At 44.1% G+C, this 18,892-nt stretch carries 19 protein-coding genes and 1 pseudogene; 17 read left to right on the top strand and 3 right to left on the bottom strand.

The genetic code is table 11. The features are described from left to right. Positions 1-42 precede the first annotated feature (42 nt). From rlmN to lgt, 8 genes and pseudogenes are all read left to right on the top strand, one after another. A pseudogene (gene rlmN, locus ACQRBN_RS11115) lies at positions 43-1,114 on the top strand (23S rRNA (adenine(2503)-C(2))-methyltransferase RlmN). Next, positions 1,092-1,835 carry a Stp1/IreP family PP2C-type Ser/Thr phosphatase gene (locus tag ACQRBN_RS11110; RefSeq protein ID WP_427739062.1) on the top strand — a complete coding sequence of 248 codons (744 nt, stop codon included), beginning with the start codon at positions 1,092-1,094 and terminating at the stop codon, positions 1,833-1,835. The pseudogene rlmN and the gene ACQRBN_RS11110 overlap by 23 nt, the downstream one beginning before the upstream one ends. Next, positions 1,829-3,934 (top strand): Stk1 family PASTA domain-containing Ser/Thr kinase, encoded by a 2,106-nt coding sequence (pknB, locus tag ACQRBN_RS11105; protein WP_427739061.1) that lies wholly within the window; start codon positions 1,829-1,831, stop codon positions 3,932-3,934. The genes ACQRBN_RS11110 and pknB overlap by 7 nt, the downstream gene beginning before the upstream one ends. Positions 3,935-3,985: 51 nt before the next feature. Then, the gene (rsgA, locus tag ACQRBN_RS11100; RefSeq protein WP_427739060.1) at positions 3,986-4,864 is read left to right on the top strand and encodes a ribosome small subunit-dependent GTPase A; all 879 of its coding nucleotides are present in this window, start codon (positions 3,986-3,988) and stop codon (positions 4,862-4,864) included. A gap of 2 nt (positions 4,865-4,866) precedes the next feature. Continuing rightward, positions 4,867-5,529, top strand: coding sequence for a ribulose-phosphate 3-epimerase (rpe, locus tag ACQRBN_RS11095; RefSeq protein ID WP_427739059.1), 663 nt, complete (start codon positions 4,867-4,869; stop codon positions 5,527-5,529). Then, complete coding sequence (locus ACQRBN_RS11090) at positions 5,522-6,190, top strand: thiamine diphosphokinase (RefSeq protein ID WP_427739058.1); 669 nt, start codon at positions 5,522-5,524, stop codon at positions 6,188-6,190. The genes rpe and ACQRBN_RS11090 overlap by 8 nt, the downstream gene beginning before the upstream one ends. Positions 6,191-6,294: 104 nt before the next feature. Then, positions 6,295-7,395, top strand: coding sequence for a redox-regulated ATPase YchF (ychF, locus tag ACQRBN_RS11085; protein WP_427739057.1), 1,101 nt, complete (start codon positions 6,295-6,297; stop codon positions 7,393-7,395). Between the two features lie 17 nt (positions 7,396-7,412). Further along, positions 7,413-8,285, top strand: coding sequence for a prolipoprotein diacylglyceryl transferase (lgt, locus tag ACQRBN_RS11080; RefSeq protein ID WP_427739056.1), 873 nt, complete (start codon positions 7,413-7,415; stop codon positions 8,283-8,285). 274 nt (positions 8,286-8,559) lie between these two features. On the opposite strand, the gene nagB is transcribed toward lgt, so the two are convergent. Beyond that, entirely contained in the window at positions 8,560-9,285 is a 726-nt protein-coding gene (nagB, locus tag ACQRBN_RS11075) for a glucosamine-6-phosphate deaminase (protein ID WP_427739055.1), read from the bottom strand. A gap of 293 nt (positions 9,286-9,578) precedes the next feature. Here nagB and ACQRBN_RS11070 point away from each other — a divergent pair, with 293 nt between their 5' ends. The 9 genes from ACQRBN_RS11070 (at position 9,579) to ACQRBN_RS11030 (ending at position 18,160) form a co-directional block, all read left to right on the top strand. Then, a complete protein-coding gene (locus tag ACQRBN_RS11070) occupies positions 9,579-10,265 on the top strand; it encodes an N-acetylmannosamine-6-phosphate 2-epimerase (protein WP_427739054.1) in 687 nt (228 codons plus the stop codon). Positions 10,266-10,391: 126 nt separating this feature from the next. Further along, positions 10,392-11,312 (top strand): dihydrodipicolinate synthase family protein, encoded by a 921-nt coding sequence (locus ACQRBN_RS11065; RefSeq protein ID WP_427739053.1) that lies wholly within the window; start codon positions 10,392-10,394, stop codon positions 11,310-11,312. 36 nt (positions 11,313-11,348) lie between these two features. Next, positions 11,349-12,854: a sodium:solute symporter gene (locus tag ACQRBN_RS11060; RefSeq protein WP_427739098.1), complete on the top strand. Its 1,506-nt coding sequence runs from the start codon at positions 11,349-11,351 to the stop codon at positions 12,852-12,854. Positions 12,855-12,894: 40 nt separating this feature from the next. Further along, entirely contained in the window at positions 12,895-13,344 is a 450-nt protein-coding gene (locus ACQRBN_RS11055; RefSeq protein ID WP_427739052.1) for a YhcH/YjgK/YiaL family protein, read from the top strand. Between the two features lie 82 nt (positions 13,345-13,426). Continuing rightward, entirely contained in the window at positions 13,427-14,221 is a 795-nt protein-coding gene (locus ACQRBN_RS11050; protein ID WP_427739051.1) for a sialate O-acetylesterase, read from the top strand. A 2-nt stretch (positions 14,222-14,223) separates the two neighbouring features. Then, positions 14,224-15,111, top strand: a complete 888-nt coding sequence (locus tag ACQRBN_RS11045) for an ROK family protein (protein WP_427739097.1) — start codon at positions 14,224-14,226, stop codon at positions 15,109-15,111. Between the two features lie 3 nt (positions 15,112-15,114). Then, on the top strand, positions 15,115-15,957 hold the full coding sequence (locus ACQRBN_RS11040; RefSeq protein ID WP_427739050.1) for a MurR/RpiR family transcriptional regulator: 843 nt from the start codon (positions 15,115-15,117) through the stop codon (positions 15,955-15,957). Positions 15,958-16,104: 147 nt separating this feature from the next. Next, the gene (gene nagA, locus ACQRBN_RS11035) at positions 16,105-17,271 is read left to right on the top strand and encodes an N-acetylglucosamine-6-phosphate deacetylase (RefSeq protein ID WP_427739049.1); all 1,167 of its coding nucleotides are present in this window, start codon (positions 16,105-16,107) and stop codon (positions 17,269-17,271) included. 136 nt (positions 17,272-17,407) lie between these two features. After that, positions 17,408-18,160, top strand: coding sequence for a DUF5714 domain-containing protein (locus tag ACQRBN_RS11030; RefSeq protein WP_427739048.1), 753 nt, complete (start codon positions 17,408-17,410; stop codon positions 18,158-18,160). Positions 18,161-18,234: 74 nt separating this feature from the next. On the opposite strand, the gene ACQRBN_RS11025 is transcribed toward ACQRBN_RS11030, so the two are convergent. Both ACQRBN_RS11025 and ACQRBN_RS11020 read right to left on the bottom strand, forming a co-directional pair. Then, a complete protein-coding gene (locus tag ACQRBN_RS11025) occupies positions 18,235-18,444 on the bottom strand; it encodes a zinc ribbon domain-containing protein (RefSeq protein WP_427739047.1) in 210 nt (69 codons plus the stop codon). 63 nt (positions 18,445-18,507) lie between these two features. Beyond that, on the bottom strand, positions 18,508-18,867 hold the full coding sequence (locus ACQRBN_RS11020; protein WP_427739046.1) for a YccF domain-containing protein: 360 nt from the start codon (positions 18,865-18,867) through the stop codon (positions 18,508-18,510). Positions 18,868-18,892 lie beyond the last annotated feature (25 nt).

Genomic DNA, 18,892 nt, shown 5'->3' with positions numbered 1-18,892 from the left:
AATGTTATGATAGATAAATGCGAAGAAGATTGCGGAGGATTCATGAGCAAGAAGGATATATGCTCTTATAATTATGAAGAACTAAGAGCAGAGATAGAGAGTATAGGTGAGAAAACATTTCGCAGCAAACAGATCTATGAATGGCTGCATGTGAAACTGGCGGGCAGTTTTGATGAGATGACGAATCTCTCCAAAGCATTGAGGGAGAGGCTGGAAAAAGAATATGAGATTCCCAAAGTGGAGATGATCGACCATCAGATATCTCAGGTAGATCCGACGGAAAAGTTCCTGTTCGAACTGGCAGATGGCAATATGATAGAGAGTGTGCTTATGAAATACAATTACGGGAATTCCGTGTGCATCTCATCACAGGCGGGATGCCGTATGGGATGCAGGTTCTGCGCGTCTACGATTGGCGGTCTGGAGAGAAGCCTTGCACCGTCTGAGATGTTAAGGCAGATCTATCAGATCCAGAAGATGACTGGAGAGCGGGTATCCAATGTGGTAGTTATGGGAACCGGAGAGCCGCTGGATAATTATGATAACTTCGTAAAATTCATCCATATGCTAAGTGATGAACACGGACTGAATATCAGCCAGCGCAATATCACTGCATCCACTTGTGGCGTCGTACCAAATATGCGAAGGTTGGCAGAAGAAGGGCTTCAGATTACACTGGCATTATCACTTCATGGCTCCAGTCAGGAGAAGCGCAAGAAATTAATGCCTGTCGCGAATAAGTATGAATTAGAGGAAGTGTTGGAAGCCTGTGATTATTATTTCCGGAAAACAGGACGCAGAATCACTTTTGAGTACAGTCTGGTGGCGGGGGTGAATGACCAGCCGGAGGATGTAAAGGAGTTGACAGGCATCCTGAAAAAACGGAACTGTCATCTGAATCTGATACCGGTGAATCCGATCAAAGAGAGGGATTATAAGAAGCCAGACAGGAAAAATGCACTGGAATTCAAAAATAAACTTGAAAAAAACGGAATTAATGTTACTATAAGAAGGGAAAGAGGCTCAGATATAGATGGAGCCTGCGGTCAACTTAGAAGACGTCATGCGACCGCGGATTAAAGGAGAACCAGATGAAAATATATGCAATGACTGATGTAGGGAGAAAACGCGAGGTCAACCAGGACTACGTATATGTAACGGACAATCCGATCGGACCATTTCCGAATCTTCTTGCGGTTGCCGATGGAATGGGTGGCCACAAGGCAGGGGATTTTGCGTCCAAATATACGGTGGGTGTATTGAAAGAGGAATTAAAGAATACGCCGCTTGATAAGCCCGAAGAGATTCTGCGTAATGTAGTCAGCATTGCGAATCATAAACTGATTGAAGTAGCATCTACGGATATTAAATTGGAAGGAATGGGAACAACACTGGTAGCAGCAACGGTTGTTGGCAATACTTTGTATTTTGCCAATGTGGGAGACAGCAGGCTCTACCTGATCAATGATAAGATCCGGCAGATATCCAAAGACCATTCTTTGGTAGAAGAGATGGTAAGACTTGGAGGTATCAAGGCTGAAGAAGCAAGAAACCACCCGGACAAGAATATTATCACACGGGCAATAGGGGTAAAAGAGGATGTAGAGGCAGATATCTACGAGTATCGGTTGAAAAAGGGAGATATTATCCTGATGTGTACCGATGGTCTGAGTAATATGGTGGAAGATGAGGATATGTTTGATATCGTGAAAGGTTCCCGGGATGTCGTAGAAGCAGTGCAGATGTTAATCGAGAAGGCGAATAGTAACGGTGGGAGAGATAACATAGGGGTTGTTATAGCAGAGCCACTTGCAGATGAGGTGAGTATATGGTAAAAGATGGTATTTTTCTAGGGAAACGTTATGAGGTGCTTAGTAAGGTTGGAGCAGGGGGGATGGCTGATGTCTATAAGGGCAAAGACCATATGCTGAATCGTTACGTGGCAATTAAGGTTTTGAAGAAAGAATATAAAGAAGACGAGAATTTTGTACGTAAGTTCCGGTCAGAAGCGCAGGCTGCGGCTGGACTGATTCATCCGAATATAGTTAATGTATATGACGTGGGCGAGGATCGCGGATTATACTATATGGTCATGGAATTAGTCGAAGGGATTACGTTAAAGGAGTATATAGAGAAGAAGGGGAGATTATCCCATAAAGAAGTGATTAGTATCGCGATCCAGATGTGTACGGGTATCGGGGTTGCACATGCGGCGAATATTATCCATCGTGACATTAAGCCGCAGAATATTATTATATCCAGAGATGGTAAGGTGAAAGTAACGGATTTCGGTATTGCGAAGGCGACAACTTCGAATACCGTTAGTTCGAATGCAATGGGATCTGTCCATTATACATCCCCGGAGCAGGCAAGGGGTGGATTCAGTGATCAGAGAAGTGATATCTATTCTATTGGTATTACACTTTTCGAGATGGTGACAGGTCAGGTGCCTTTTGACGGAGATTCTACAGTGTCGGTAGCAATCAAGCATCTTCAGGAAGAGATTACGCCGCCGTCAAAACTGGTGCCGGATATTCCGTACAGTCTTGAGCAGATTATTTTGAAATGTACACAGAAGAACAGTGAGAGAAGATATAGGAGCACGGATGATCTGATCAAAGATCTGAAGCGTTCACTGGTTGATCCGAATGGCGATTTCGTTGTGATACCGCCGCTTCGTAATGCAGATACAGTTATCATCACAGATGATGAGTTGGATGATATCAGAGATTCATATGAATCGGGTGATGAAGATTATGATGAATATGATGACTACGACGATGATGACGATGATTATGATGGCGATGACTATGGTGATGCCGGATATGATGACGATACCGAGTATGACGATGATGATTACGATGAGGAAGATGACGAGTACGACTCCAGAAGAGGAAAGAAAGGGAAGGACTCTGATGAAGTAAATCCTCGGATGAATAAGATTATGAAGATTCTGACAATCGTCGTTGCGGTAATCATTATCTTTATTCTGATATTTACGATTGGAAAGGCTGCTGGTGTGTTCAAATTCGGACCGAGCCTTAAGATGAGTGAAGAGACAGAAGAGATGGTAAAGGTTCCAAATGTATTAGGTAAGACCGAAGAAGAAGCGAAAAAGATTTTGAATGATAAGGGACTGGGTTTCAAGGTGGATACACGTGAAGAATCTAAGAAATACGCGGAAGGGTTAGTTTCGAAGCAGAAGACAGAAGCAGGCGAGAAAGTTGCAAAGAATACGACGATTCATGTCGTAATCAGTTCTGGGCTGGTAGGTGATAAGATTCCGGTACCGGATGTCAGTGGTATGAGTGAAAGTGATGCCCAAAAAGCACTGGAGAATGCAGGATTTAAGAAAGTTACCTCCGAGTTTGCGTATAGTGATACCGTAGAGAGCGGCAATGTTATCGAGACGACTCCGGCTGCGAAGACGGAAGCGACGGAAGATACAGAGATTGTGATGAAAGTCAGCAAAGGTGCTGAAAAGAAGACCGTTCCGAATGTAGTTGGCCAGGAGGATGCAGCAGCACAGAATGCGATTACAAGCGCTGGACTTTCGGTTACAACTACGTATGATTACCATGATAGTGTACCAAAAGGTCAGGTTGTGTCCCAGAGTGTAAATGGGGGCAAGAAAGTAGCAGCGGGTACAAATATTAATCTTGTAATTAGTAATGGACCAAAGCCAGATGAGAGAATTGATATTCAAAGTTTTGTCGGACAGTCCGAAGGTAATCTGACAAGTTGGGCTTCCGGAAATGGATTGTATACCAGCAGAAGCGGCTCTGATTATAGTGATACAATTCCGAGGGGAGCGATTATCTCTCAAAGTCCTGCATCGGGTAAGGTTGATAAGGGAACAACGATCACTTATGTGGTCAGCAATGGACCAAGACCAGCTCAAGGTGGTGGAGAGACGGATGAACCTTTAGACTAAGCCGATTAGGCTGAAGCGGCAGGGTGTCAGATGAGTGAGACGGGATAAGGTATGCAAGGAAAGATAGTAAAAGGGATTGCCGGATTCTACTACGTACACGTAGTAGAATTCGGTGTTTATGAATGTAAAGCAAAAGGTGTATTCCGAAAAGAGAAGATTAAGCCGTTGGTAGGTGACAATGTAGAGATAGAAGTACTGGATGAAGAGGAGAAGACAGGCAATATTATTGATATTATTCCAAGACGCAATGAACTGATACGTCCGGCAGTTGCGAATATTGATCAGGCATTGGTTGTGTTTGCAATCGCAAAGCCTGACCCGCATTTTAATCTGTTGGACAGGTTTCTTGTGATGATGGAGAGGAAAGAGATTCCAGTCATTCTTTGCTTCAACAAAGAAGATATTGCGACGGATCCTCAGGTGACGGAGTTACAGCAGATTTATGGAGGCTGTGGATATCCGCTGATATTTACAAGTGCTTTGGAGGGGAAGAATGTGAATCAGGTTAAAGAGGTGCTAAGAGGCAAGACGACAGCCATTGCCGGACCCTCTGGCGTGGGCAAATCCTCCATTATCAATATATTGCAGCCTGAAGCGAATATGGAGACTGGTGCAATCAGTCAGAAGATTGAGAGAGGCAGGCATACAACCAGACATTCAGAACTGTTTCCGGTTGATGAGAATTCTTATATTATGGATACTCCGGGATTCAGTTCATTATATGTGAATGATTTTGACAAAGAAGAGTTAAAGTATTATTTTCCTGAGTTTGCAGAGTATGAAGGGACATGCCGATTCAATGGATGTGACCATGTTCATGAGCCGGGATGTGCGATAAAAGAAGCCGTGGAGGCAGGGAAGATACATGCGATACGTTATCAGAATTATATAGAGATGTATGAAGAACTGAAGAATAAGAGGAGGTATTGAGTATGGACTATATATTAGCTCCATCCATTCTGGCGGCGGACTTCAAGGTGCTTGGCCAGGAGATGAAAAAGACTGAGGAAAATGGTGCCAGATATTTGCATTTTGATGTCATGGACGGGATGTTTGTGCCGAGTATCTCGTTCGGTATGCCCGTGCTGGCTTCTATTCATGATGTAACAGATCAGGTGATGGATGTACATCTGATGGTGCAGGAACCGATTCGTTATATCGAGGCATTTAAGAAAGCAGGAGCAGATCTGGTGACAATTCATCTGGAAGCATGTGAAGATGTGAAGACAACCATTGATAAGATCCGTGAGTGTGGGCTGAAGGTGGGATTATCCATCTGCCCGGAGACGGAGGCAGAGGCAGTAGAGCCTTATCTGAAAGATGTCGACATGATACTTGTTATGAGTGTGCATCCTGGATTCGGCGGACAGAAGTTTATTCCGGAATCACTGGATAAGATTCGTAAGATTCGTGCGATGATTGGGGAAAAAGAATTATCTGTAGATATTCAGGTAGATGGAGGAATCTATCTTACGAATGTCCGGGAAGTGCTGGATGCAGGAGCGAATGTGATTGTAGCAGGATCTGCCGTATTTGGCGGAGATCCAGGGAAGAACACAAAGGAGTTTATGGAGATATTGAAGGATTATGAGTAAACGAATTGTAATTGTAAGTGGCGGAGAACTGGATGAAGAATTGACCCTTTCTATCTTAGAGAAGCAGGAAGGGGAATATGTGATTGGTGTGGATAAAGGAATGGAATTCCTTTATAGACATCAGATCATGCCAAGTTATATTGTAGGAGATTTTGACAGTGTGAAGGCAGAGATTGCGGATTATTATAAGAATGAGACGAATGTTCCGATTCGTGAATATAATCCGGTAAAAGATGCTTCTGATACAGAGATTGCAATCAGACTGGCTATGACACTTGGATGCAGCGAACTGATCATCCTTGGGGCTACAGGGGGAAGATTAGACCATCTCTGGGCGAATGTACAGAGCCTTACCATTCCGTTCAAAGCGGGAGTTGATGCGAAGATCGTGGATCGGCAGAATATGATCTGCCTAATCGGTGATGGAGAGACGCATCTTAGGAAGGACGAGATGTATGGTCCGTATTTTTCTGTATTCCCGCTAGGGGAAGAGATCTTCGGCTTCAATATCAAAGGGGCGAAGTATCCGCTTCGGAATCATATATTGACACCATATGACAGCCTTTGTGTCAGCAATCAGATTGCTGAGGATGAAGATGAGGCTGTAATCAGTTTTGCAGCGGGAATCGTAATCTTGATGCAGACCCGTGACAAGAAGTAATAAAAGTGATACACTGTTGTGTGTTTCGAAGTGTCGGCTGGCAAGGAGAAGAAATTCTAGGTCGGTTGATCATTAAAAGTAACTTTAGAAAGAGGACATAATAGATGAAATTAGGAATCGTGGGATTACCCAATGTAGGAAAAAGTACATTATTCAATTCGTTGACCAAAGCAGGGGCAGAATCAGCTAACTATCCATTCTGTACGATTGACCCGAATGTGGGAGTTGTAACCGTACCGGATGAAAGATTGAATGTGCTGGGAGAGATGTATCATACGAAGAAGATTATTCCGGCGGCGATTGAATTCGTAGATATCGCCGGACTGGTAAAAGGAGCGTCAAAAGGAGAGGGACTTGGCAATCAGTTTCTTGCCAATATCCGTGAGGTGGACGCGATTGTCCATGTAGTAAGATGCTTTGAGGACAGTAATATTGTCCACGTAGATGGCAGTATTAATCCGCTTCGTGATATTGAGACAATTAATCTGGAATTGATCTTCTCGGATCTGGAGATACTAGAGCGTAGGATTGCCAAGACTACGAAAGTAGCAAGAAATGACAAGACCGCTGCAAAAGAACTGGCACTTTTGGAGAAGATTAAAGCGCATCTGGAGGAAGGAAAACTCGCGAAGACATTCGAAGGAGCCGATGATGAGGATGAAGAGGCATGGCTGAAAGGCTATAATCTACTGACTTATAAGCCTGTAATCTATGCGGCGAATGTAGCAGAGGATGATCTGGCAGATGACGGTGTGTCCAATGTGGGTGTACAGGCAGTTCGCGAGTATGCCAAAGAAGAATTAAGCGAAGTCTTCGTTGTATGTGCGCAGATTGAACAGGAGATTGCAGAGCTGGATGATGATGAGAAGAAGATGTTCTTAGAAGATCTGGGATTATCTGAGTCTGGTCTTGAGAAATTGATTAAGGCAAGTTACAGACTGCTAGGATTGATCAGTTATCTGACGGCCGGAGAGCCGGAGGTACGTGCATGGACCATCACCAATGGAACCAAAGCGCCACAGGCGGCAGGAAAGATTCACTCTGATTTCGAGCGTGGCTTCATTCGTGCGGAGGTTGTATCTTATGATGATCTGATTGCGTGCGGCAGCCATAATGCAGCGAAGGAAAAAGGCTTGATCAGATTGGAAGGCAAGGAATACGTTGTAAAAGATGGGGATATTATGCTATTCCGCTTTAACGTATAGGAAGGAAGACGATAATCATGCACAAAACGATAGATTTTCCCAATATTGGGATACATCTGAAGTCGGTAGGTGATCATATTACGGTATTTGGCTTTGATATTGCGTATTATGGCATTATTATAGGTTTAGGGATTCTGGTTGGTATCTTCATCGCAGCGGCAGAGGCGAAAAGAAGCGGACAGAACCCGGAGGATTACTATGATCTTGCGATTTATGCGGTCATATTCTCAATTATTGGAGCCAGAATCTATTATGTGATCTTCTCCTGGGATATGTATAAGGATGATCTCATCAGTATCCTGAAAATACGGCAGGGAGGACTGGCGATTTATGGAGGCATCATCGCTGCAATTATTACGGTAATTATATTTGCAAAGGTCAAGAAGATGTCGGCTCCGTTAATATTTGACACTGCGGGGCTTGGACTTGTGGCAGGTCAGATGATCGGACGTTGGGGCAACTTCTTTAACCGGGAAGTATTCGGCGAGTATACGGATAATCTATTGGCTATGAGGCTCCCGGTAGATGCGGTCAGAGGCTCCGATATCTCAGGACTGATGCGTGATCATATGGAGACGGTAGACGGTGTGTCTTATATCCAGGCACATCCGACATTCCTCTATGAATCACTGTGGTGCCTGATGGTATTGATTATTATGTTGTTGTACCGGAAGCATAAGAAGTTCGATGGCGAGGTATTCCTGGTGTATTTGCTGGGATATGGGCTTGGAAGATTCTGGATTGAAGGAATCAGGACAGATCAGTTATTGCTGCCGGGTCTGGGAATTCCGGTATCGCAGATGCTCTCTGGCATTCTGGTTGTGGTGGCGATCGTGCTGATCGTGTATAATCGGAGGAAGAGAAAAGGGAGAATTTTCAGTAAGAAATAAAGGGTGTTGGAAGTGGACGGTATCGTGGAATGTGGCTGGCGGGGTTAGAACCGGAGCATTTCGTTAAGAAACTATAACCATAAAACTGGCTGGAAATTGGCAACCGAGCATATTCGACGAGAAGATTTGATATCTTCTCGCCTCAGATGCTCATGAGAATTTGATTTGAGATCAAATTCTCATGCCAGTTTCCGGCCATTTTTATGCTAACAGTTTCTAAGACTCATGCTACGCCCCTGACCCCGCCAGCCACATTCAAGCAACAATTTTCTCCCTAAATTCTCCCTAATGCCGCTTCATCTGCCACAATAGTCACATCATTATGCAACTGCAGGATAGAAGCCGGAACTGCCGGAGTAATAGGTCCTTTCAGTACTTTTTCAAGGATCTCAGCCTTATCAGCCCCGCTTACTACTACGAGGATCTTCCGTGCCTGCATAATATTCTTAATTCCCATTGTATAAGCCTGTCTTGGCACATCTTCTTCTGACTCAAAGAATCTCTTATTCGCTTCGATTGTACTTTCCGTTAAGTCTACACAGTGTGTCTCGCGCTCGAATGCTTCTCCTGGCTCATTAAAGCCGATATGTCCGTTGTGTCCCAGACCAAGAAGCTGCAGATCAATGCCGCCAGAAGCGGTGATAATATGATTGTAGTCGTTACACGCTTTTTGGGAATCTGCTTCAAGTCCATTTGGAACGAAAGTGCGAGTCTTATCTATATTAATATGATTGAAGAGATTCGTATTCATAAAATAACGATAACTCTGATCATTTTCCGGGGATAATCCTTTGTACTCGTCCAGGTTGATACTGCTTACCTGCGAGAAGTCCAGGTCTCCTTTCTTATACCATTCAATTAACTGCTGGTAGGTTCCGACTGGGGTAGAGCCTGTTGCAAGTCCCAAGGTACAGTTTGGTTTCATAATTACCTGTGCGGAGATAATGTTAGCAGCCTTGCGGCTCATGTCCTGATAGTCTTTTGCTCTGTAAATAATCATAATTTTTTCCCTTTCTTAAGATAATAGATAACAGTGATTCTACTGTTCAGTATAGCGATGAAATCATAGTTTTCAAGTGGAATGAGATGGATTGAAGTTACTTTCAAAGATGGAAAGAAGTAACCTCGATTTGTGCAAATTGACTAAAAAAATAATAAAAAATTGTGCATGAATCAAGGACGTTTTGAAAAGTTTGAAAGAACTTTCAGAACATGAATATGGTATTGAAAATAAATTCTTCCACAGATATACTGAATGCCAGAAACGAGAAACGACAAGGAGGGAGCAGAGAGATGAAAGCGAACGTGGAACAGTTAAAGGGCAAATTAGTAGTATCCTGTCAGGCTTTGCCGCATGAGCCGCTGCATTCTTCTTTCATAATGGGAAGAATGGCGCTTGCAGCAAAAGAAGGGGGAGCCGTTGGTATCCGTGCTAATACGAAGGAGGATATTAAGGAGATCCAGTCTCAGGTAGATCTTCCGATCATCGGCATCGTCAAGAGAGATTATGACGATAGCAAAGTCTACATTACGCCGACGATGAAAGAAATTGATGAATTGATGGAAGTAAAACCAGAGATCATCGCAGTGGATGCGACTGGCGCACTTCGTCCAGGCAATGTAACATTGGATGAATTCTTCGCCCAGATTAAGGAGAAGTATCCGGATCAGCTTCTAATGGCAGATTGCTCTACTGTAGAAGAGGCAATCCATGCAGATGAGTTGGGATTTGATTTTATCGGAACAACGATGGTTGGTTACACTGAGCAGAGCAAAGGCGACAAGATTGAGGCGAATGATTTTGAGATATTAAGAAAGATCACTGCACAGGTGAAGAACAGAGTCATCGCAGAGGGTAACATCAATACCCCGGAAAAGGCTAAGAGAGTGATTGAACTTGGCGCATTTAGCGTAGTAGTAGGTTCGATTATTACCAGACCGCAACTGATCACGAAGGCATTTGCAGAAGCCCTGGGCTAAGAGGAACAGAGCTAAAAGCGGATGAAGGCAAAGTAAGAACATAATATTTTAAGGCATAAAGCAACCCGACAATCTAAAGATTCAGGAAAGAATCAATGATTCAAACAAGAGAAGGAGAGAAGAATTATGAGAAACTTGGACAAGTACAAAGGCGTGATCCCGGCATTTTACGCATGCTATGATGAGGCAGGAAACATCAGCCCAGAGGGCGTACAGGCTTTAACGAAATATTTCGTTGAAAAAGGTGTAAAAGGAGTTTATGTAAATGGCTCTTCCGGAGAATGTATTTATCAGAGCGTAGAAGATAAGAAGATCGTTCTGGAGAACGTAATGAAAGCAGCAGAAGGAAAACTTACGGTTATCGCTCACGTTGCATGCAACAATACAAAAGACAGTATGGAACTTGCAAGACATGCAGAGAGCCTTGGCGTAGATGCGATTGCGGCAATTCCTCCGATCTATTTCCGACTGCCGGAATATGCGATTGCACAGTACTGGAATGACATCAGTTCTGCAGCACCGAATACAGATTTCGTAATCTACAATATCCCACAGCTTGCAGGTGTTGCGCTTACTATGAACTTATTTGCAGAGATGAGAAAGAATCCAAGAGTCATCGGTGTAAAGAACTCTTCTATGCCGGTACAGGATATTCAGATGTTCAAGCAGGCAGCAGGAGAAGACTATGTGATCTTCAATGGACCGGACGAGCAGTTCATTAGCGGACGCGTAATCGGAGCAGAGGGGGCAATCGGCGGAACATACGGTGTTATGCCGGAGTTATTCCTTAAGATGGATGAGTATGTGAAGGCTGGAGAACTTGGTAAGGCAAGAGAAATCCAGTATGCAGCAGATGCAATCATCTACAAGATGTGTTCTGCTCACGGCAACATGTACGGAGTGATCAAGGCAATTCTTAAGATCAACGAAGGTCTGGAACTCGGCGGAGTAAGAGAGCCATTGCCATCCCTGATCGATAGTGATATGGCAATCGTAGAAGAAGCAGCGAAGATGATCCGTGATGCAAAGGCAGCATATCTTGCATAGAAGACAGAACGAATGAGAATTATAGGAGGAGAGAAGATGCAAGGCTTTACAGTAATTGATTTAGTAATCTTAATTGTATATCTGGCAGCAGTATTGTTTGCCGGGCTTCATTTCGCGAAGAAAGAGATGAAGGGAAAAGAGTATTTTAAGGGAGACGGAACTGTACCGTGGTGGGTAACTTCCGTATCTATCTTTGCAACTTTATTAAGTCCAATATCCTTCCTGTCATTAGCAGGTAACTCTTATGCAGGAACATGGATCATGTGGTTCGCTCAGTTGGGTATGCTCCTGGCAATTCCGCTGACGATCAAGTTCTTCCTTCCAATCTATAGTAAGCTGGATATTGATACCGCATATCACTATCTGGAACTGAGATTCGGAAGCAAAGGGCTTCGTGTATTGGGCGCTGTTATGTTCATCATCTACCAGGTAGGACGTATGTCTATCATTATGTATCTGCCATGTATGGTACTTGGAAGCCTGACTGGAATCAGTGTAAATGTACTGATTATCATCATGGGTGTGATTGCGATCATCTATTCTTACACTGGCGGACTTAAATCCGTACTTTGGACAGACTTTATCCAGGGTTCCGTATTATTAATCGGTGTAACATTCGCGTTAATCTTCCTGTTTGCACACATTGACGGAGGAGCAGGTGCAGTATTTAACGCACTTACAGAAGGACATAAGTTCCTGGCAACCGACCAGCCAATCTTTGACATTAACATTTTAAAAGACAGCGTATTCATCATGATCGTAGGTGCTGGCTTCAATACGATGGGATCTTATGTATCAAGTCAGGATATTGTACAGCGTTTTACAACAACAACTGATACGAAAAAACTGAATAAGATGATGCTGACAAACGGAGCATTATCTATCTTTATCGCAACTGTATTCTACTTGATCGGTACTGGATTATATGTATTCTATCAGCAGAATGCACTTCCGCCGGCAGCAGCGCAGGATCAGATCTTCGCATCCTACATTGCATTCGAACTTCCGGTAGGTATTACAGGACTTCTTCTGGCAGCCATCTACGCGGCATCTCAGTCTACACTGTCTACAGGACTGAACTCTGTAGCAGCAAGCTGGACGCTGGATATCCAGGCTCGTCTGACGAAGAAGGAATTAAGTTTTGAGAAACAGACAAAGATTGGACAGTATGTATCTCTGATCGTAGGTATCTTCTCTATCGTTGTATCTATGGTACTGGCAAATGGCGGAGTAAAATCTGCATATGAATGGTTCAACGGATTCATGGGATTGGTACTTGGTATCCTGATCGGAACATTTATCCTGGGAGCGTTTACAAAGGTTGCCAACACATTCGGCGCAACACTGGCATTCATCGCAGCATCTGTAGTAATGGTTGGAATTAAGTACTTTGCACCGGCAGGAGCAGTTTCTATCTGGTCATACTCTATCATCTCCATTGCAGTATCACTAGTGGTAGGTATCCCGGCGAGTCTGATCTGGAGAAAGGTAAAAGGAGATACATCCGTACCGGCTCCAAACACAACTGTTTACAAGAATTAATCGGATTCTTAATTAGTTGAATTCGAAAGGAGAGAAGAATATGATATTCGGAAATGTGCAGAATCTTGAGGAGTATCCATTCCTTGAGGAACAGGTAAAAGAATGTTTCGAGTATGCGAAGGAGCATGACCTGGCAGGCTATGAAAAAGGAAGCCACGAGATTGATGGGGACAGATTGTTCGTCAACATTGTAGAATATGAGACAGTGGCGGCAGAAGAGCGTTTCTGGGAAGCACATAAGAACTATCTGGATGTGCATTTGATGCTTCATGGCACAGAGCAGATTGATCTGAACTTTATCCAGAATATGGACGTGAAAGAGTTCGTCCCAAAGGATGATTTCCTTCCGATGGATGGAGAGAAGAATAGTTCTGTGATATTAAGAGATGGTGATTTCCTGATCTGCTATCCAAGTGACGGACACCGTACGGCAGTTGCAGTGAACGGTTCCGAGAAGATTAAAAAAGCGATTTTCAAAGTACGTATATAATACCCGGCGGGGAGGCAAAACGGAAGGGGTTCCGCTTTTGCCTCTTCGTGCTATATTTTTATGCATAGACAGAGGTGGTAAAATGGATCTGGTATTACTGATCGGACAGAGTAATGCAAAAGGATGCGGCAATCCAGAAGAAAGTGTGCGCCCAGGAGAACATGCATGGGAGTATGTAGAGAATTTTACGGGAAATGCATTGATTCCTATGGGATATACCTTGCAGTTATCCGAGGGAAGAGGGACGATTGCCCCGGCTTTTGCGAATCGATATTATGAAAACATGCAGGAGGATGTATGTGTGATACATTGTGCGGTAGATGGAAGCAGGATTAAAAACTGGCTGCATGACACAAACCGTTATCTTGAGGCGGCACAGGGGAAATTCATTCATGCACAGGAACATATAGAGAAAAAATATCCCATTGGCAGAAGAGTTGCTATATGGATTCAGGGAGAAAGTGACGGGAAATATGGAACGGATCCCGTGTATTATAAAGAAAAACTGATTGAGATCGGACGGTCATTGGAAGAAAAGTGTGGGATACGGGAGGTGTTTGTAAGCCGTACAGGACACTGGCTTCCGGATGAAGAGAATCTTGCGCGGATCAGACGGATTGGCGCCGCCCAGGAAAGAGCGTGTGAAGAGGAAAAGAATCTGATCCTTGTAAGCAAGATGGCTTCAGGGTTCCCTAAGAAGGGATATCTTCAGGATAATGTGCATTATAACATGGAGGCACTGAACCTGCTTGGAAGTGAGATTGCGGAAAATATTGGAATATATTATAATGAAGGGAGGATGCCTGTACTCGAAGAGACAGATGATATGGAACAGGCAAGAAAGTTCCTTATGATGCTGGAGGAGGCAGAGCAGTAATGATGAAAAAATATGTATGTATTGATATAGGCGGAACGGCGATTAAGTATGGACTTCTGAATGAGGGCGGAGAGATTATCTGCCGTAATGAGATGCGGACGGAAGCCTACAAAGGAGGTCCATCGATTCTTGCGAAAGTAGTTGGAATTGTGGAAGAATTTGCCAAGTCAGAAACAATCCGTGGAATCTGTATCTCTACGGCTGGTATGGTAGATACTAAGAAAGGGGAGATCTTCCATTCGGCACCTCTGATACCGCAGTATACAGGAACTCAGTTTAAAGCGACGATGGAACGGCGGTTTGGAGTTCCCTGCGAGGTAGAGAATGATGTGAACTGTGCGGGTCTTGCGGAATATATGACCGGAGCATCTAAAGGGAGTCAGGTTGCGCTGATGCTGACGATTGGGACTGGCATTGGCGGCTGTATTGTGATGGATGGAGAAGTATTCCACGGGTTCAGCAACAGTGCCTGTGAAATCGGCTATATGCACATGGCGGGCAGTGATTTCCAGACTTTGGGGGCGGCAAGTATTCTTACAAGAAAAGTTGCGGAGTGGAAGAATGAGTCGGATCAGGCATGGAATGGGTATCGTATCTTCGAAGAGGCGAAGAAGGGTGACGAACTGTGTATCAGAGCGATTGATGAGATGGTGGATGTACTGGGACAGGGGATTGCCAATATCTGTTATGTGATCAATCCGGAGGTTGTCGTGCTTGGCGGAGGAATTATGGCGCAGGAGGAGTACTTAAGAAGCCGGATTGAGGATGCAGTGGGAAGGAATCTGGTTCCAAGTATTGCTGCGCATACAAGGATTGCATTCGCAAAGCATCGCAATGATGCAGGAATGCTGGGAGCGTTCTACCATTTTATGCAGTGCCATGAGGAATAAAAGATGGAATATTATGTAAAATCTGTGGTTCCGATGATTGAATCGAACTATGATAATTTTACCAATGTAGAGAAGAATATTGCGGATTTTTTCATACAGAACCGTAAGAAGGTGGATTTCTCTGCGAAAGCAATTGCGGAGAGATTATATGTATCAGAAGCGTCTTTGTCGCGTTTTGCGAAAAAATGTGGGTACAGGGGATACCGGGAGTTCGTATATCAGTATGAAGAGACGTTTGTAGAGAAGCAGGAGTCTATGACCGGTAATACCAGAATGGTTCTGAATGCCTATCAGGAATTGCTGAACAAGACTTATAACCTTGTAGATGAGGCTCAGATTGCCAGAATCGGCAGATATCTGAATGGGGTAGAGCGAGTGTTCGTGTGCGGTAAAGGAAGTTCTGGTCTTACGGCAAGAGAGATGGAACTTCGATTCATGAGAATCGGTGTGGATATCGATTCTATCCAGGATACGGACTTAATGAGGATGCAGGCGGTGTTCCAGGACAGGCGAAGCCTGGTGTTCGGAATCAGTATCAGTGGCGAGAAGGAGGATGTGCTGTATCTTCTGAATGAAGCACATAAGCGAGGTGCGAAGACGGTACTTTTGACGGCGAAGAACAAGGGAATATTCGATGAATTCTGTGACGAAGTGGTGCTGTTGCCGTCTCTTCGGCATCTGAATCATGGCAATGTTATCTCGCCGCAGTTCCCGGTGCTGGTAATGCTGGATATTATATATTCTTATTATGTTGACCAGGACAAATTTGCCAAAGAGATTCTGCATGATAATACGCTCAGGGCATTGGAAGAAGGCAGCAAGAAGCGCAGGGAAGTTTTTGAATAGGGGTAGATTTGTGGCTTGCTGAAGGAAGATAGTGCTGAGCAAAAAGTTTTGCGGTGGCAGAGAAGTCTGTAGATAGTGAAGAAATCTTGAGATAATAAAGAATGAAAAAGAAAATAAGCAGGAGATCTGCTGTAAGGAGGGTATGATATGATTATCAAGAATGTAAAAGTTTACACAGAAGATGAGACTTTTGTGGATGGCGAGATCGCCATTAGAGGTGGAATCTTTGTGGAGCAAGAAGAAGCCAGGGAGAAACTGGAAGATGAAGAGGTGATTGATGGGGAAGGATGTTATGCAATCCCTGGTCTGATTGATCTTCATTTCCATGGATGTAAGGGGTATGATTTCTGTGACGGGACCAAAGAAGCGATTGCAGAGATCGCAAAATATGAGGCGTCCATAGGAGTAACTGCTATCTCTCCGGCAACGATGACTCTTCCGGTAGAAGAACTGGAGAGAATTCTGTCGGTGGCTGCTGAGTACAAAAAAGACGCGGCAGCGGAAGAAGCAGCGGCAGCAGCAAAAAAGGCAGATTTGATCGGCGTTAACATGGAGGGACCATTTATCAGCGAGAAGAAGAAAGGCGCACAGGATGAGAGAAACATTATTACCTGTGATGCGTCCATCTGCCAGCGTTTCTTAGATGCATCCGAAGGTTTGGTCAAATTCGTCGGTGTTGCTCCGGAGCACAGTGAAAATGCAGTAGAATTCATCCAGAAGATGAAGGATAAAGTGAATATATCTCTTGCGCACACGAATTCAGATTACGATACAGCAATGGAAGCATTTGCGGCAGGGGCGAATCATGCGGTGCATCTGTACAATGCTATGCCGGCATTTACCCATCGCGAGCCGGGTGTTGTAGGTGCTGTATCTGACAATGCACATGTGAATGCAGAATTAATCTGTGATGGCGTACACATTCATCCATCCGTAGTGCGTGCAACCTTCAAGATGCTTGGCGCAGACAGAATGATCTTAATCAGTGACAGCATGCGCGCAACCGGAATGCCAGACGGTCAATATACGTTAGGCGGCCTGGATGTAAACGTGGTAGGCAATCGCGCTACACTGGTATCCAATGGAGCATTGGCAGGATCTGCAACCAATCTGCTGGATTGCATGAGAACCGTAGTGAAGAAGATGGGAATCCCACTTGAGACAGCAGTTGCCTGCGCAACCAAACACCCGGCAAAGAGTTTGGGCGAATATGAGAAGTATGGCTCGATTACACCGGGAAAGAAAGGGAATGTTGTGCTGCTTGACGGGGAATTGAATCTGAAAGCAGTAGTTAAGGACGGCGTCCGCCTTTAATGGGGACGGGGGAAATTGAAAAAACCCCCGTCCCCGATTGAGATGGTGGTGTCCCTTTTTGGATTTGCCCTGTCCCTAATTAAAATAGTGGTGTCCCTTTTTAGATTAATGATGGAGACTATGGAGGTATGAAATAATGAGAGGAGAAGGCGCGTGCCTGATATGCGGCAAGCCGCTTGTGTATTTTGGGAAAGTGCGGAAAATGGAATGTGTGATGTGCCATAGGAGATTGGAGAGTTATTCCAGTTGTGAAGATGGACATTACATATGTGATGAATGCCATGCCAGACAGGGAATTCAGGTAATTATGGATGGGTGCAGAAAGAGTGAATCCAAGAATCCGATTGCTATTATGCAGGAATTGATGGAGGATCCGTATATCTATATGCACGGACCGGAGCATCATGTTATGGTAGGTGCTGTATTGCTTACGGCATATAAGAATTGTGGTGGTTATCAAGGGGAAGGTAGTCATGAGGCATTTGTGAAAGATTTAGAAGAGATGCGGGCAAGAGGAAGTGAATACCCTGGCGGCGCCTGTGGTATCTGGGGATGCTGCGGAGCAGCAGTCAGTACAGGGATATTCATAAGTATTATTACTAAGGCAACACCGCTTACGGGGAAATCTTGGCGCTTGTCGAATCGAATGACATCTCAGGCACTTGGAGCCATAGCGGATCTTGGCGGACCGAGGTGCTGCAAAAGAGATTCATTCACAGCAGTAATAAAAGCGGTAGAATTCACAAAAGAAAATATGGGGATAGAATTAGAACTTCCGGAAAAAATAGAGTGTGATTTTTCAAGAGAGAATCAGCAATGTCTAAAACAGCACTGCCCATATTACAGGGAGGGGACGGGGGAAATTGAAAAAACCCCCGTCCCCAATTAAAATAGAGGTGTCCCTTTTTGGATTTGCCCTGTCCCCAATTAAAATGGTGGTGTCCCTAATTGATATAAGCCGAGTTAATTGATAAGGAAATCAATAATATCCCAAGCATCAGAATTCGCTCGTTTATATAATTCTGTATAACCACAGCGTGTACAAGATACAGTAGTAAATTTTTTGTTCTGTACATCAAAGACTTTTGCAAAATTGCCTCCGGTTGCTTGGAATTGATCGCTTTCATAATGAGTGTTTCCACATTTCGGGCATACATATTGTTGTCTTTCCATAATGATTTCTCCTTTTTTATCAGGTACTCCGAAGTATACCTGATGTAATAAATTCACAATAAGTTAACGCACGGTTGTGCCAAATGGCATCAATGCCAGTTTGGCAAGTTTGAATTGCTGCAGACCAAAGGGGATGCCAACAATTGTGATGCAAAGTAGAACTCCGATAGTCGCTGATTCAACAGCGAGCCAGAATCCGGAGACAACCAGCCAGATCACATTTAGCAGGAGGGAACCTGCACCGCCGCCATAAGTAACCTCTTTTCCAAATGGAAAGAAACTTAAGGCTGCAAACTTAAAACATTGCATTCCCACAGGAATACCAATGATAGTGATACACCATAGGCAGCCGGCAAGCGCCCAACTAAGACCGCTTATGAAGCCTCCAAAGATGAACCATAAAATATTACCTAGACATCCCATATAATCAATCCTCCTTTCTTACTTC

Source organism: Bariatricus sp. SGI.154, from assembly GCF_050313795.1.
Classification (GTDB): domain Bacteria; phylum Bacillota; class Clostridia; order Lachnospirales; family Lachnospiraceae; genus CAMBRQ01.
This window is presented reverse-complemented; position numbering and strand designations above follow the sequence as displayed.

Excerpts from the sequence above, each read along its gene's own strand:
- nagA (WP_427739049.1), top strand. The coding sequence starts at position 16,105 with ATGATTATCAAGAATGTAAAAGTTTACACAGAAGATGAGACTTTTGTG.
- ACQRBN_RS11060 (WP_427739098.1), top strand. The coding sequence starts at position 11,349 with ATGCAAGGCTTTACAGTAATTGATTTAGTAATCTTAATTGTATATCTG.
- ACQRBN_RS11065 (WP_427739053.1), top strand. The coding sequence starts at position 10,392 with ATGAGAAACTTGGACAAGTACAAAGGCGTGATCCCGGCATTTTACGCA.
- pknB (WP_427739061.1), top strand. The coding sequence starts at position 1,829 with ATGGTAAAAGATGGTATTTTTCTAGGGAAACGTTATGAGGTGCTTAGT.
- ACQRBN_RS11045 (WP_427739097.1), top strand. The coding sequence starts at position 14,224 with ATGAAAAAATATGTATGTATTGATATAGGCGGAACGGCGATTAAGTAT.
- ACQRBN_RS11050 (WP_427739051.1), top strand. The coding sequence starts at position 13,427 with ATGGATCTGGTATTACTGATCGGACAGAGTAATGCAAAAGGATGCGGC.
- ACQRBN_RS11025 (WP_427739047.1), bottom strand. The coding sequence starts at position 18,444 with ATGGAAAGACAACAATATGTATGCCCGAAATGTGGAAACACTCATTAT.
- ACQRBN_RS11055 (WP_427739052.1), top strand. The coding sequence starts at position 12,895 with ATGATATTCGGAAATGTGCAGAATCTTGAGGAGTATCCATTCCTTGAG.
- ACQRBN_RS11020 (WP_427739046.1), bottom strand. The coding sequence starts at position 18,867 with ATGGGATGTCTAGGTAATATTTTATGGTTCATCTTTGGAGGCTTCATA.
- rpe (WP_427739059.1), top strand. The coding sequence starts at position 4,867 with ATGGACTATATATTAGCTCCATCCATTCTGGCGGCGGACTTCAAGGTG.
- ACQRBN_RS11110 (WP_427739062.1), top strand. The coding sequence starts at position 1,092 with ATGAAAATATATGCAATGACTGATGTAGGGAGAAAACGCGAGGTCAAC.
- ychF (WP_427739057.1), top strand. The coding sequence starts at position 6,295 with ATGAAATTAGGAATCGTGGGATTACCCAATGTAGGAAAAAGTACATTA.
- ACQRBN_RS11040 (WP_427739050.1), top strand. The coding sequence starts at position 15,115 with ATGGAATATTATGTAAAATCTGTGGTTCCGATGATTGAATCGAACTAT.
- rsgA (WP_427739060.1), top strand. The coding sequence starts at position 3,986 with ATGCAAGGAAAGATAGTAAAAGGGATTGCCGGATTCTACTACGTACAC.
- ACQRBN_RS11070 (WP_427739054.1), top strand. The coding sequence starts at position 9,579 with ATGAAAGCGAACGTGGAACAGTTAAAGGGCAAATTAGTAGTATCCTGT.
- ACQRBN_RS11030 (WP_427739048.1), top strand. The coding sequence starts at position 17,408 with ATGAGAGGAGAAGGCGCGTGCCTGATATGCGGCAAGCCGCTTGTGTAT.
- lgt (WP_427739056.1), top strand. The coding sequence starts at position 7,413 with ATGCACAAAACGATAGATTTTCCCAATATTGGGATACATCTGAAGTCG.
- ACQRBN_RS11090 (WP_427739058.1), top strand. The coding sequence starts at position 5,522 with ATGAGTAAACGAATTGTAATTGTAAGTGGCGGAGAACTGGATGAAGAA.
- nagB (WP_427739055.1), bottom strand. The coding sequence starts at position 9,285 with ATGATTATTTACAGAGCAAAAGACTATCAGGACATGAGCCGCAAGGCT.